The sequence below is a fragment of the Acinetobacter bohemicus ANC 3994 genome, assembly GCF_000367925.1.
GTDB classification, from domain to species: domain Bacteria; phylum Pseudomonadota; class Gammaproteobacteria; order Pseudomonadales; family Moraxellaceae; genus Acinetobacter; species Acinetobacter bohemicus.
Genome location: NZ_KB849176.1, coordinates 684,335 through 699,621, shown reverse-complemented (window position 1 = coordinate 699,621; position 15,287 = coordinate 684,335). Strand labels below are relative to the sequence as shown.

The 15,287-nt window shown below is 41.8% G+C and carries 12 protein-coding genes; 1 reads left to right on the top strand and 11 read right to left on the bottom strand.

The features are described 5' to 3' along the window. Nucleotides 1–12 precede the first annotated feature (12 nt). From modA to F994_RS15990, 11 genes are all read right to left on the bottom strand, one after another. Nucleotides 13–774, bottom strand: coding sequence for a molybdate ABC transporter substrate-binding protein (gene modA, locus F994_RS16040; RefSeq protein ID WP_034697411.1), 762 nt, complete (start codon nt 772–774; stop codon nt 13–15). A gap of 10 nt (nt 775–784) precedes the next feature. Next, nucleotides 785–2,029 carry a molybdopterin molybdotransferase MoeA gene (locus F994_RS16035; RefSeq protein WP_004651666.1) on the bottom strand — a complete coding sequence of 415 codons (1,245 nt, stop codon included), beginning with the start codon at nt 2,027–2,029 and terminating at the stop codon, nt 785–787. After that, nucleotides 2,026–2,949 (bottom strand): bifunctional molybdenum cofactor biosynthesis protein MoaC/MoaB, encoded by a 924-nt coding sequence (gene moaCB, locus F994_RS16030; protein WP_004651665.1) that lies wholly within the window; start codon nt 2,947–2,949, stop codon nt 2,026–2,028. Before moaCB ends, F994_RS16035 begins: the two co-directional genes overlap by 4 nt. A 55-nt stretch (nt 2,950–3,004) precedes the next feature. Further along, nucleotides 3,005–3,544 carry a molybdenum cofactor biosynthesis protein MoaE gene (locus F994_RS16025; protein WP_004651664.1) on the bottom strand — a complete coding sequence of 180 codons (540 nt, stop codon included), beginning with the start codon at nt 3,542–3,544 and terminating at the stop codon, nt 3,005–3,007. 3 nt (nt 3,545–3,547) lie between these two features. After that, nucleotides 3,548–3,799: a MoaD/ThiS family protein gene (locus tag F994_RS16020; protein WP_004651663.1), complete on the bottom strand. Its 252-nt coding sequence runs from the start codon at nt 3,797–3,799 to the stop codon at nt 3,548–3,550. A 1-nt stretch (nt 3,800) separates the two neighbouring features. Then, nucleotides 3,801–4,853: a GTP 3',8-cyclase MoaA gene (gene moaA / locus F994_RS16015; RefSeq protein ID WP_004651662.1), complete on the bottom strand. Its 1,053-nt coding sequence runs from the start codon at nt 4,851–4,853 to the stop codon at nt 3,801–3,803. 133 nt (nt 4,854–4,986) lie between these two features. Next, complete coding sequence (gene mobA / locus F994_RS16010; RefSeq protein WP_004651661.1) at nt 4,987–5,613, bottom strand: molybdenum cofactor guanylyltransferase; 627 nt, start codon at nt 5,611–5,613, stop codon at nt 4,987–4,989. Beyond that, on the bottom strand, nt 5,610–8,390 hold the full coding sequence (locus F994_RS16005) for a nitrate reductase (protein ID WP_004651660.1): 2,781 nt from the start codon (nt 8,388–8,390) through the stop codon (nt 5,610–5,612). The genes mobA and F994_RS16005 overlap by 4 nt, the downstream gene beginning before the upstream one ends. Nucleotides 8,391–8,667: 277 nt before the next feature. Beyond that, nucleotides 8,668–10,287 (bottom strand): nitrite reductase small subunit NirD, encoded by a 1,620-nt coding sequence (nirD, locus tag F994_RS16000; RefSeq protein ID WP_004651658.1) that lies wholly within the window; start codon nt 10,285–10,287, stop codon nt 8,668–8,670. Between the two features lie 26 nt (nt 10,288–10,313). Further along, the gene (gene nirB, locus F994_RS15995; RefSeq protein ID WP_004651657.1) at nt 10,314–12,860 is read right to left on the bottom strand and encodes a nitrite reductase large subunit NirB; all 2,547 of its coding nucleotides are present in this window, start codon (nt 12,858–12,860) and stop codon (nt 10,314–10,316) included. Nucleotides 12,861–12,895: 35 nt separating this feature from the next. Beyond that, the gene (locus F994_RS15990; RefSeq protein ID WP_004651656.1) at nt 12,896–14,248 is read right to left on the bottom strand and encodes an MFS transporter; all 1,353 of its coding nucleotides are present in this window, start codon (nt 14,246–14,248) and stop codon (nt 12,896–12,898) included. A 449-nt stretch (nt 14,249–14,697) separates the two neighbouring features. Between F994_RS15990 and F994_RS15985 the strand changes: the two genes are divergently transcribed. Then, the gene (locus F994_RS15985; protein WP_004651655.1) at nt 14,698–15,285 is read left to right on the top strand and encodes an ANTAR domain-containing response regulator; all 588 of its coding nucleotides are present in this window, start codon (nt 14,698–14,700) and stop codon (nt 15,283–15,285) included. Nucleotides 15,286–15,287 lie beyond the last annotated feature (2 nt).

Sequence of the window (15,287 nt, the reverse complement as noted above, 5' to 3'; positions counted from 1 at the left end):
CGAGTTTTCTACTTAGGGTTTCACACTAAAACCATATTTCTGGAACACCGTTTTGGCTTGTGCACTGTGTTTTACAAACTGTTCAAATTGAACAGCTTCTTTATTCTTTTCACCTTGTTTCGTCAATGCTAACGGATACACAATCGGACTATGTGATTGACTTGGGAAAGTTCCAATAATTTTAACTTTTTGGCTAATTAAAGCATCAGTTTTATAGACAATACCGACTTCACATTCACCGCGTTCAACAAAAGCTAGCGCTGAACGTACATCGTCTGTTCCTACAATACGACCTTTTAAAGCGTCTAGCCAATTCAATTTCACTAGGCTTTGTCTAGCATATTTTCCTACAGGGACAGACTCCATTTGCCCAGTACATAAATGCCCTTTAAACGATTGCGCAAAGTTAAAATTTGCCTGTGCTTTAAACGGAATATTTAAATTTTTCGGACTAATGGCAACCAGTTGATTAAATAATAAAGGACGAACCGAAGCTGCAGTCACGACATCCTTTTGTACTAAATAATTCATCCAGTCTTGATCTGCCGAGAAGAACACATCACTACCAGCACCGGCTTGCACTTGTTTCGCCAAAGCAGAGGATGCACCAAACACAGCAACAATTTTCATTTTTGGGTGCTGTACTTGGTAAATATTGGCAATATCGGTGATGGCATTGGTCAGACTTGCCGCAGCATACACTTTTACCGTCCCCGCTTGTGTTGCAGAAATAGAGACCATCATACACACGGATAAAAACAGGGATTTTTTCATCATCATTTCCTCATGAGCCAATAAATAGACCTTGCACAATTTGACCCGCAAGCATTGTTTGTCCCGCAGGTATTCTCACTAAGCAATTGGCTTGCATTAAATTACTCAGCATATGCGACTGTTGCTTAGATAAGCTTTTCACTTTGAGAATAGACTGGTCAAAACTGGCTGACATCCTTAAAAAGCGTTCTCGAGCATCCATTTTTACATCATGTGTCAATACTGCGCTAAACCAGTTGGGTGGCTGCTTTTGTCCTTGCAAGGCATTCAGCACAGTCGAAGTATAAATTTGCATCCCCATATAAACAGCCGCGGGATTTCCCGGTAAACCGAGTAAATAACAAGCTGAATGGTCTGCTCTTTGTAAAGTGGCAAAAAAGATGGGTTTACCCGGTTTTTGTTTAACCTTCCAGAAGATCTGTTCAAAACCTAAATTTAATGTGACGGGTCGAATAAAATCATAATCTCCCACCGACACACCACCCGTGGTCAAAATAAGATCATGACTTTTAGATAATGTTTGAATTAATGCTGTAACCGCATGTTCAGTATCTGCCACATGGAAAATTTCAACCTGTTGCGATTGCTGCTGAAACCACGCTTGAATTAAAGGTGCATTAGCATCAAAAATTTTACCCGCTGCAAAATCCTCCACTGAAGCCGCGACTTCATCGCCCGTAATCACTACAGCGACTTTGGGATACTGAAAAACATTGACCGTTTGAATACCTGCCATACTTAACGATGCTATTGCGCCGACAGAGAGTTGCTGCCCTGAACTTGCCAGTAAGTCACCCACAGCAATTTCTTCACCGACATCCCGAATATCAACATGGGCTTTTAAGCTTTCTGTAATTTCAATATGGGATGAATCGATAATTTTGACAATTTCTTGACGCGCAACAGTCGTGGTGCCCAAAGGAATTTTTGCACCAGTGAAAATCCGAACTGCCTGTCCCTGTGTTAACTGCAATTCGGAGTCATGACCTGCTTGAATTTCCCCCACCAATGCAAATGAGCGATTCGGCTCAATTGTCGACGGTGCAGAAAGAGCATAACCATCCACGGCACTTTGGGAAAATAAAGGTAGATTAATACTGGAATAAACATCTTCTGCTAAATAGCGGCTTAAAGCCTGATTTAACTTAAGGTTTTCAGTCGCTAAAACTTGAGTTTTATCTCGAATTAAATCCAAAGCCTGATCAACTGTAATCAAGCCCTGCTCTGCTCCACATGCTGACACGATGTTATTCATTGATAGCCACCTTGATGCGGAATATTTTTTTGCACATCAAATAAATGTACCAAGGCTGGAAGGATCGCAATCAAGGATTCTTGCGCACCTTGGCGACTGCCCGGTAACGTCATCACCAAGCTATGGTCGATATAACCCGCCACCCCACGACTTAAAGCGGCATAAGGTGTCCGTTTTTGTCCGAAACTACGTGAAGCTTCCATCAAGCCCGGAATTTCACGTTTTAATAAAGGCTGAATGGTTTCTACGGTTAAGTCTTTAGGCCCTAAACCTGTGCCACCCACAGTTAAAATTAAAGGATAATGATTTTTTTGCTGTTCAATCAACGCCAATAATTGTTCAGGACTGTCTGCAATCACTTGGTAAGCAATATTTGAAAAATTGGCTTCTTGTAAAATTTCTAAGACATTTTGCCCGGCTGTATCTGGTTTTTTGCCTGCTGCCACAGTATCGGATAGCACAATAATAGAGGCAGACAGGCTTTCTTTTAATGCACGAGTAAAGTGTGACTTGCCCCCTTTTTTCTTTTGTAATTTACATTGATCCAAAGATAAATCTTCAGGTTCACAATGCGGTTTTAACATGTCATAAAGCGTTAAACCTGCCAGACTGACCGCAGTCAATGCTTCCATTTCTACGCCAGTCGGCCCAATGGTTTCTACCGTGGCAATAATTTCGACATAATTTTCAAAAAGTTCAAAGTCCACATCGGCACGGTAAATCGGCAATGGATGACACAGTGGAATCAGCTCATCGGTACGTTTTGCCGCTAGAATTCCCGCAATCCGTGCAGTTTTAAGTGCATCGCCTTTTTCAGTATTACCATTGCGTAATAACTCAATGCAATGTGGCGGTGCATGCAGAATTCCAGTTGCCACCGCTGTTCGGTAGCTTTCTGCTTTCATCCCTACATTTTTCATTGTGTATTCCTGTGCTTGAATTTGGTTTTAATGTGTTCAATCAATCATTTTCAATTTAATGATGACAATACAGATGATCTTCATATTCAGATTGCTGTATCGTGTGTAAAGAATGTTGCAAGGAATGCTGAGATGCGGAGCTATGGTCTACTTCATCTTTACGAATACAACAGCCTTCCACATACTGGCTACTGCCATCCATATAAAATTCCTCTTTCCAAACAGGAACTTCATGTTTAACCCGTTCTACCGCTTCTTCACAAGCGGCAAAGGCTTCACGGCGATGGGCTGCATACGCAATCGCAATAATGGCTTTTTCACCAATGTCTAAAGCGCCAATCCGGTGAATCACCCGTACATAGGACACATTATATTTGGCTTGAATTTCCTGCTCTATTTGGCGAATCATTTTTTCCGACACCGGTGCATAAGCGGTATATTTCAGCGCCTTAACCGCTTTACCTTCATGATGATTACGTACCGTACCAATAAAAACACCAATCCCACCACATTCAGGAAAATGCTGAATCTGATCAAAGCTTTCTAGCGTTAAAGCGGTGTCTTGAATCCGTGAAAAATATTTCAATAAGTCCATTTTTTAACCTCCGGCCACGGGCGAAAGGAGCACCAAAGTACTGTCCGAATTAAGCTGAGTTTGACGTGAAATAATGTCCTCACCCACGGCACAGGCACAGCGTTCGATCATGGCAAAAGCCGCTGGATAGGCTTGCCCAACTTGAGCCAAGACATCCGTAATTGTGCTGTTGAGACTGCATATGATTTCTAAATTTTGCGGTAACTGTCGCTCTACTGCACCAAAGGCTTCAATTTTAATTTTGATCTGTGACATCTTAACCTCCAAGCATATGCATGCTGATTTTTCGACTGCTTTTAACTAAGCTTTGACTGTTCAAGCGCTGTTCTATGGCGTGAAAACCTTGTTCTTTGTTCCAGATATAGCCAGATAAAGCACCATTTAAACTCACCTCACTCAAAGGTTCCGATGAAGCGAATGCTTTAATTTCAGCTTTAAGATTCAAACCTTGAGGAGCAAATAAACAATTATAAAACTCACCCTGTGCGGTTAAGCGGACCCGATCACACGTTCCGCAAAATGAATTGGTAATGGTGGAAATAATGCCAATCGGATGTTCATTAATCAGATATTGTCTGGCTGGATTTGAAGTTGCCTGAGCTGAATCATGCGCTTGCGTGGTCACTGCAAATTCAGTGGCTAAAGTTTTTAAAATGTGTTGCTCACTGACCACATGTTCAGTCGACCATTTTCGATCCCCATCCAGTGGCATAAATTCAATAAAACGTAAGATAATTTGCTGCTGAACTGACCAACGTGCCAAAGGCAAAATTTGATTATCATTTATACCGCTCATTAATACGCTATTAATTTTTATTGGCAACCCTACCGCTTGAGCCGCCCGAATTCCATCGAGTACAGGTGCCAAATCTTTTTGAGTCAGTTGTTTAAATTGAGTCGCATCCAAACTGTCTAAGCTGATATTCAGATCATCCAATCCTGCACGTTTTAAATCATGGGCATATTTTTTTAAATAATGTGCATTGCTGGTCATGGAAATACGTTTTAACCCAAGCTTTTTTAAGTTTTGCAGTTGTGCAACAAAATGTACCACGCCCTGACGCATGAGTGGCTCGCCACCAGTAATACGAATAAATTCAATACCACGGCGCACCATAAAGTCACAAAATTGATAGAGTTCCTCGAAGCTGAGTAAGTCGTGTTTTTTCATCCATTCTGGATGTTCAGGCATACAATAGACACACTTAAAATTACAGCGATCCGTCACTGAAATGCGCAGTTTGCGCTTACCACGACCAAATTGATCGACAAATAATGCATTGCTTTTAAGTTCTGTCATCATATTCATGTTGAATATCCATCTTCAGGCATTTTGTGGTCACTGCACATATAGTGTGCACAAGCTTTGAATCGCCCAATCTTGTTATTATTAGAATTGCAATAAGTGTTCCAACTTTGTGCTAAAGGTGAAATATTAAACTTTAATGCAGAAATTTAATCTGTTGATGCTGTTGTAACTCATCTGGCGAGTTAATACTGTGAAAAAATAAGGCATGATTGGTAAAATGTGCCACTTGAGCGTGCAAATCTGCAAAACAGTGCTTCAAACTGCGCTGTTTTTGCTCAAGGTGATGGGTAAAGCTGGCTAAACTGCTGCGCTTAACCAAGCAAAATGGGTACAGTGCTGTGCCATTCATTTCTACATAAGCCACTTCTGCCAAACTATTTTTAGCCAAAGCCAGATGCAATTTCAAAATGACTTTTGGGGGAATGTAGGTCACATCGCAGGGTACAAACAGCACATAGTCTGCCTGTACATGCGACCATGCACTTTTCATTCCCATTAGTGGACCTAAAAAACCCTGTTCATCATCCTGATAACAATGAATACTGGGAATTATTTTTTGATAAATTGAATCATCCCGATGGCTGTTGATCCATACTTGTGCAACATCAGATTTAAGCTGTTGATGAATTTTGATTAGCTGAATTTGATCATCAAATTTCTGTAGTAACTTATTCAGACCATTCATCCGCCGTGCCTGTCCGCCCGCCAAAATCACCAAGTCCGTATCGGGATAAATTGAATTTTTAACGCTATTTTTCATTCAACCGCCTCCATTTGACAGGCTTTGATCAAGCCACGAATTTCAGGTAAACACGAACCACAATTGCCCCCCGCTTTTAAACATGCTGTGACTTGCTTCTCATCCGTGATATTTTTGCTTTTAATGGTTTCAATAATGCGGTTTTTACCGACTTTAAAACAACTACAGACCAATGGCCCTTCATTATTGGCCATCGACATCGGCTGTCCTGCAAGCAAGGCTTTACGGTGTATGGCACTTAATCGTTCACGTTTAAACAGACTTGCGACCCAATCACGATCTGGCAATAACGCTTTAGGTGCAATATATAAACTTGCAATCAAATGACCATCTTTCAGTACCACACTATGACTGATATGCGCAGTTTGGTCTTCAATATTGAGCCATTCAAAACTTTCATCCTGAAACGGTAAGAGTTCTTTTAAATGTTCAGTGGTTTGGGTGAATTTTTTACGATCCGCCACTTCATATCGCGTGGCTTTGGCAGTCATAATTTTAGTCCACCACACGGTGTCTTCAATTGAAGATTGCACAATTTTTTCAAAGCCTTGACGCACATAAAACACGCCTTGCCATTGGCTATAAAATGGATGGATGATCACCGGCGTATGTTTAAACTCAGGTTCACCTGAAATGGCATCGACCACAGGATTCACCACTTTGCCAATACGGGCATCGGACGCCACTTGGTCATTCCAGTGAATCGGTGCAAAGACTTGTCCACGGCGAATATCATCACTGACCATCGCACGTAATACACAATTGCCCCATTTCGATTTCACTTCAACCAATTCACCATCTTTAACGCCATATTTCAACGCATCTTGTGGATGAATTTCACAATACGGCTCTGCACGATGGGTACTTAAATTGGCAGATAAACCAGTACGGCTCATGGTGTGCCATTGGTCACGAATCCGTCCCGTATTTAAAACCAAAGGAAATTCTTTGCACACTGAATTGACGGGATTGATTGCGGTAATGGCAATAAATTTGGCTTTAGCATCAGCATGGCTAAATTGCCCCTGAGCATACAGTCGTGCCACCGCGCCCTCTGGCTGCTGTTTAGTCCATACTGGCCATTGCACAGGTTTCAGTTCGTCATATTCACTTACGGTTAAATCCGTTAAACCGTTTAAATTAAAATAACGAAAGTTCGGTGTTTCACTGCGCTGCGCTAGATCTGAATTTTGATCTGATGATAATCGTGCATGCTCTAAGAAAATGTCATGGCTATTTTTAAAATCAAAACCATCAAACCCTAATTTTTTTGCCACCTGACTAATGGCCCACCAGTCCGCCTTTGCCTCACTTGGCTGCGCTAAAAAGGCACGTTGTCTGGAAATGCGACGCTCAGAATTGGTGACTGTACCCTCTTTTTCGCCCCAACCTAGTGCAGGTAATAACACATCAGCATATTGCGTGGTGTCGGTATCGATACAAATATCAGAAACCACCACAAATTCACATTGCTCTAAAGCACGTTTTACTTGATCAGCATCGGGTAAACTGACCACAGGGTTGGTTGCCATAATCCAAATGGCTTTAATTTTGCCACTTTCAACCGCATGAAATAAATCAACTGCTTTAAAGCCAGCTTGCTTGGCAATATGCGGACTGTGCCAAAAGTTTTGCACCAATTGTTGATGGTTTTCATTGTCCAGTTCTAAATGCGCCGCCAACATATTTGCCAGCCCACCCACTTCACGCCCACCCATGGCATTCGGTTGTCCTGTCATCGAAAATGGTGCAGCACCCAATTTACCTATTTTTCCAGTCAATAAATGGCAGTTGGTAATACTATTGGCTTTATTGACCCCTTGCGAAGATTGATTCACCCCCATCGAAAACAACGTCATCACTTTTGAAGTATTGGCAAATTTTTCATAGAAAGTCTGCAATTTTTCGACAGAAATTCCTGTGCGTGTCGCTACATTTTCAATGCAAGACTCACTTTCACTCTGCGCCAGTGCTTGCGCTAAACCTTGGGTATGCTCAGCAATAAATGCTTGATCAGCATGACCATTTTTCGACAGGTATTGTAACAAACCATTAAATAACGCGACATCTTGTCCCGGTAAAATCGGTAAATGTAAGTCTGCTGCTTCACAGGTGCTGGTAAACCGTGGATCAATCACGACCACAAACAAGTCCCGTTGTTCTTTGGCCTTCATAATGCGTTGATACAATACGGGATGACACCATGCCGTATTTGAACCCACCAACACCACCATGTCAGCATGTTCAAAATCTTCATAGCTTGCTGGGACAATATCTTCGCCAAAAGCACGTTTATGTGCAGCAACTGCCGATGACATACAAAGACGTGAATTGGTGTCGATATTGGCTGTTCCGAGATAACCTTTGACGAACTTATTCACCACATAATAATCTTCAGTCAGCAACTGACCTGAAACATAAAAGGCAATGCTGTCACGACCATATTGATCAATACATTGTTGAAATTTATTGGCAATGCTCGAAATAGCCGTGTCCCAAGTTGCTGCCTGACGATTTATCTTGCGCCCCATCATCGGCTCAAGCACACGGCTTTCTAAGCCCAAAGTATCCGCCAGATTGCTGCCTTTAATACACAATTTGCCGTAATTCGAAGGATGGTTCACATCCCCTTCAACAGTCACTTTTTGACCTAACGCTGTCTCTTGTACGGTTGCAGTCACACCGCAACCCACACCACAATAAGGACAGGTGGTATTTGTCATTTTCGTCAATAATTCTGTGGAGCTTTCAAGTTCCACAACGGGAATATTGTTCATTTATGCTCCCACACCTACTTTACTTCTACTTAAATGAGCTATGGATATTTGATACTCAAAGTGGCATGAATTGGATTCATCCTACGTAGCCACTATTCCATAACGATCGCTTCACATTTTTTAATCCTCCCCAACCCTCCTTTAAAAAGGAGGGAGTATCTAAAATTTAATCACAATTTTAATTTTAGATTGTTCCCCTCTTTCTTAAAGAGGGATTAGGGGGAGATTGATAAACAACTCATCATTAAATTACCTTGCACTGGCTGACACTCAATAATCAACCTGCTTGTTTTAATGCAAAATCTTTACCAAATAACAATTTATTGCGAATTGAAGAAATAGGCGTTTGATCTGCAATTAACTCTGCATACCATGCACCATCTTCGGTATCACCAAACAATACCGCACCAATCACTTTATCTTGTTGAATAATAATACGTTTGTAAATATGACGTTTTTCATCATTCAAAATAATATCTTCATAATCATCAGCGGGTTCAAAGTTACCTGCGGAAAATACATCACAACCACTGACTTTAAGTTGGGTCGGAACGGTCGGTGCTTTAAAAGTTAAGCTACCATGTTCAGCCAAATGTGAGGCACAAATAAACGCTTGTCCCCATAGCGGTTCAACCAAGCCAAAGGTTTGATTGCGATGTTCAATACATTCACCCACAGCATAAATGCTCGGGTCAAAGGTTTGCATGGTGTCATTCACCATCACGCCACGGTTACAACGTAAGCCCGCGCTTTGTGCCAGTGCCATATTTGGACGAATCCCGACAGCAAAAACCACAAAATCAGCCTCTAATACCGTGCCATCTTTTAAGCGCAGTTGGCTCACATGACCGTCTTGACCAATCAATTCTTCAGTATTGGCTTCAGTCAAGACTGGAATCCCTTTGGCTTCTATACTTTGTTTCAGCAAAGCACTTGCTCGTGCATCCAGTTGACGGTCCATAATACGATCCATCAAATGTAATACGGTGACGTTCATGCCTCGTTGTTTTAATCCATAAGCCGCTTCAAGCCCGAGTAATCCGCCACCAATCACCACTGCATTTTTCTTATTTTTACAGTACTCCAGCATGGTATTCACGTCATAAATATCACGGAAGCTCAATACACCTTTTAAATCTGAACCTTTAATCGGTGGAATAAAGGGCTTAGAACCGGTGGCAAGAATCAAGCGGTCATAATCGACCACTATGCCTTTTTCTGTATAGACTTGCTTACGTGGACGGTCAATTTTCACCGCAGCATCACCTGCAATAAAGTGAATCCCTTTATCGCTATACCATGCATGCGGATGCAGCATAATATCTTCAATGCTTTTATCACCCGATAACACGGGTGAAAGCATGATACGGTTGTAGTTACCCCAAGGTTCCTCACCAATCACGGTCACTTCATAACGGTCTGGCGCCATATCCAGTAAATCTTCAAGGCAGCGCATCCCTGCTAAACCGTTCCCGACCAAGACCAATTTCATCTTTTCTTGCGAAGTACCATTATTGGTAATATAGGTTTTTTGTGCGGTTGGGCTAACAAAAACACGCCCCTCTTCAATTTTGCTTGGAAACACCAACAGTTTTTGGTTTTTGTCTTCCAAACAGCGTCCTGTGGCTAAACTAAAATGCTGTTTGTAAATAGGCGATGCCACCACACGTTCACCTTGTAAATCACCCAAAATCCCGCGTGACATGACAAAGGCTTGACTAAATGGGTCTTGGTTACTTAAGGCGTAAACACGTTTTTCATGACCGATACGGAACAAGGCTATTTGTTGATCTTCAACAATTGCTCCAACACCTGTGTTTGGCGTGATGTCGTCTAAATGACAAATTTCAATCCAGTCCAATTCATCTGTCGCATTCATTTCTTTTAAAATCGTCATATTTATTCTCCTTTAATCACAAATGCTTAGGCTTCTACTACAGGAATACGAGTTGGATCACGTTCCACTGTCGTTTTTGGGCGAATTTGCCCACGTTCAGCAGCAAACTGAATATGCGGATCATTCTGTTGTTCAGCTTTTGCATTAATAAAGGTTTTAAAACGTTTACGTACTTCAGGATCTTCAACCGCAGTACGCCATTCGTCTTGATAAGTTCCGACCACATGATCCATACGGCGTTCTAACTCAGTCGCAAGTCCTAAAGAGTCTTCAACCACCACAGCTTTAAGATAGTCCAAACCACCTTCTAGATTGTCACGCCATACCGAAGTACGTTGCAGACGATCTGCTGTTTGAATATAGAACATATAGAATCGGTCGATATAGCGAATTAAAGTTTCAGTATCAAGGTCTGAAGCCAGCAGTTCAGCATGACGTGGTTTCATCCCGCCATTACCGCAAACATACATATTCCAGCCTTTTTCAGTGGCAATGACACCCACATCTTTACTTTGCGCTTCGGCACATTCACGGGTACAACCAGAGACCGCCATTTTGAGTTTGTGTGGAGAACGTAAACCCTTGTAGCGATTTTCTAAAAAGATGGCTAAACCCATTGAATCATCGACACCATAACGGCACCACGTGCTACCGACACACGATTTAACAGTACGTAAAGACTTACCGTAAGCATGGCCCGATTCAAAACCGGCATTAATTAATTTTTCCCAAATTTCAGGCAGTTGATGGACTTGTGCACCAAATAAATCAATACGCTGCCCACCCGTGATTTTGGTATATAAACCATAATCTTTCGCGACCTGACCAATGGTGATTAAACCTTCAGGCGTAATTTCACCCCCTGCAATACGTGGCACGATAGAGTAAGAACCATCTTTTTGAATGTTACCCAGATAATAATCATTACTGTCTTGAAGACCTGCATGACTTGGTTTGAGTACAAAATCATTCCAGCAAGACGCTAAAATATTCGCCACGGTTGGTTTACAGATATCACAGCCTAAACCATGACCATGCTGCCCAATCAAATCATCAAACGTTTTAATTTCATTGATACGAACCAAGTGATACAGCTCTTGGCGTGAATAGGCAAAATGCTCGCATAAATGGTTGTTAACGGTTACGCCTTGACGTTGTAATTCAGACTTCAACACTTGTGTCACTAAAGGTGCACAACCGCCACACGCTGTTGCGGCTTTGGTACATTTTTTCAGTGCACCGAGCGATGTTGAACCATCACTGATGGCGCTGCAAATATCTGCTTTAGAGACGTTATTACATGAACAAATGGTTGCGCTATCTGGCAATAAGTCGACACCGCTACCACCCGATTTTGCTGAAGATTGTTCAAAGCCCGGCATAATCAAGCTTTCTGGTTGCTCTGGAACAGCCAATCCATTCAACATCATTTGTAATAAGTCGTTATATTCTTTGGCACAGCCGACCAAAACAGCACCCAACAACTTGGTTTTGTCGCTATTGACCACAATCTTTTTATAGACCATGGCCGCTTCATCGGCATAAAAATAGCTCAGTGCATTTGGCGTCATGGCATGTGCATCACCGACCGAGGCAACATCAACCCCCATGAGTTTAAGTTTGGTGCTCATATCTGCACCAGCAAACTCGTTACAGCTCTGATCCATGACATGCTTTGCAGCAATACGTGCCATGTCATAGCCCGGTGCCACTAGGCCATAAATTTTATTTTGCCAAAGCGCACATTCACCAATTGCATAAATGTCTGTATTTGACGTTTGGCAGTAATCATTAATCACAATTCCGCCACGTTCACCAATCGCCAGTCCACTTTGACGCGCCAGCTCATCACGTGGGCGAATACCTGCGGAGAATAAGACAATATCGGTTTCAAGTTCAGAACCATCGCCAAACTTCATCACATGCGTAGTATTACTACCCGCTTCAATACATTGTGTGGCTTTTTGAGTATGAACTTTTACGCCTAAATTTTCGATTTTTGCGCGTAAAACCTTACCGCCCAAATCATCAATTTGCACTGCCATTAAACGGGGTGCAAATTCCACCACATGGGTTTCTAAGTTCAAATCACGTAATGCTTTCGCAGCTTCAAGACCCAGTAAACCACCACCAATTACCACACCTGTTTTTGCATTTAAGCTTGCAGCACGAATAGCGTCTAAGTCTTCAATGGTGCGATAAACAAAACAGTTTTCACGCTCATTACCCGGAATTGGAGGAACAAAAGCATATGAACCTGTCGCCAATACCAATTTGTCATAACCAATCACATCACCATGATTGGTGGTGATTGTTTTATTTAAAGTATCAACTTCAGTTGCTTTGGTATTTAAGCGTAGATCAATGCCATAAGCATCAGCAAAATCTGAACGGCAAAGGGTGAGATCTTTAGCTGATTTTCCTGAGAAATATTCAGTTAAATGGACGCGATCATACGCTAAACGAGGTTCTTCCGCCAAAATGGTGATTTCAACCTCATCTCCTGCATACTCTAATACAGATTCAATGAATTTGTGCCCAACCATGCCATGACCAATCATTACCAATTTCATATTCTTTCTCCTCAATTCCCTTTTAACTATTCAGCTTATTGTTGAGCTTCAGCCACACTGTTACGTTCAAGTACCGCAGCTTCATACAGCTTTTGCTCTTTTTCTTTATGTTCTACCGAGAAACGGATCATCAGAACAAAACTCGCTGCAATCACCACCAACCCACCCAAGAACATGAGACAAGTTTGAATATCGAGCATACCTTTGAGTAAGAAACCTGCTGCGACTGCACCCACGTTACCACCTGCCCCAATGATGCCTGCGACACCACCTAAAGCATCACGGTCAATGAATGGAACCAGTGCATACGTTGCACCACATGCCATATGGGTAAAGAGTGCGAATACGGTCATAACCAAAATTGCCAGAACTGCGGTATTCATTTGTGAGAATAAGATTAAGAACAAACCTTCCATCAGGATCATACCGAACAGTACTTTAGTACGACCATCTAGACCCTTTTTAGTTGCGACTTTGTCTGAGACAATTCCACCTAAAGCACGGGCAAACAGTGCCAACAAACCAAAGATCCCCGCGGCTAAACCTGCCTCTTTTAGTCCAAAGCTAAAGTGTTCGACGTAGTACATTGCTACGATGTTATGAATGAAGATTTCGATTCCGAAACATGCTGCATAAGCACCAAATAAAATCCAAACACGGTAGTTACGCGCAGCGTGCATGAGAATTGCCATACCGCCTTTTTTATCGCTACCGACTTGAATGCCTTGTGCACGCAGTTCTTTAAAGTTGCCTTGTGGACAGTCTTGGGTAAATTTCCAATACATTGCACCGACAATCAGCATCATCAGACCCGGTACAATCAGCGCAATTCTCCAACCCATCGCTTGTTCAACACCGAACATCACCAAGGCTGCAAGCATTAATGGCATCAAGGCTTGTGTGGCACCACCGCCTGCATTTCCCCAACCTGCTGATGCAGCATTCGCTGTTCCCACTACATTGGGTGCAAACATAATACTGGTGTGATATTGAGTAATTACAAAGCTGGCACCAATCGCACCAATGAGTAAGCGGAAGAATAAGAAGGATTCATAACTGTTGGCAGATGCCACACCAAAGACTGGAATACTGCCGATAATCAGTAAAGCCGTATAGGTTTTACGTGGGCCATATTTATCACACAGCGGCCCAACAATCAGACGAACTAAAATGGTGATTGCCACCGCGGCAATGTTAATGTTAGCAATTTGGTCTTTGGTTAAATGGAACTCACCGGCAATAACAGGCATCAGTGGTGCGCAGGCAAACCATGCAAAGAAGCAAACAAAAAAAGCGAGCCAACTCATATGGAAGGCTCTCATCGCTGCGCTACTGAAGTTGAAAAGATTTATTTTTGTTGCTTTTTTAGCATTTAAATTTGAAGACATAGCCTTCTCCTTCCTGAACTGAACGTATTGGTTTATCTGCTATGCGGATTGCTGCACACCAGATTCGATCAGAACGGACATCGTTGGCCGTCTTACAAATTTTTAGAGTCTTCTTTGACTCACAAGGAATTATGCAATGACTATGCCAACATATAAATAAATATTTTAAGATTATGTTTTTTATCAAATTTTATATTTAATTTACCGTTTTTTATCCCTAACCGTCCGTTCAAGGCTTCATCTGAATAACAACAGATCGAAGAACAGAGCTTGCCATTGTGCTTCCTTGTAGCGCATTTTTGCATCAAGACAGTGCGCTATTAGATAACACCCTCGTTTTATGTATGATTTTTATTGAATTAATATAAGTTTCATAACTTTGGCATTTTAATTGCTTTATATTACAAATAACTTTGCTTTCAGGTTTGACCTGATGATATTTGACCAATATGCCAAAACTCAAAATCGCACTCATTGATGACAATCAAGAACGTGCCAATTATATAAAAGCATCCCTGATCGAACATCATTTCGATGTGGTCGCCTGTCTCACAATCGACCATTTAAGTATGTTCCGTTTAAAACAATTGCATGCCGACGTCATTTTATTGGATATGGACCACCCACACCGCGACATTATCGAAAGTTGTGTCAGCCAATTCGATTTACCCACGGTGCTGTTTACCAAAAATAGCCATAAAGACACCATCAAAAGTGCCATCAATGCAGGTGTAACCGCTTATATTGTGGATGGTATTGACCCAACCAAACTAGAAAGTATTTTAGAAATTTCAATTGAACAATTTAAAAAACATAAAAAATTACTGGGTGATTTAGAAGACACCAAAAATAAACTGGCAGACCGTAAAGATGTGGAAAAAGCCAAAGTCTTACTCATGCAATTGCATACCTTAACTGAAGATCAAGCCTTTCAACTGCTGCGCAAAAATGCCATGAGTCATCGCATGACGATGGGCGAAATGGCACGGCGTTTATTAGATGCTCAAGAATTGTTACAGAACCAATTAAAGGACTAGGC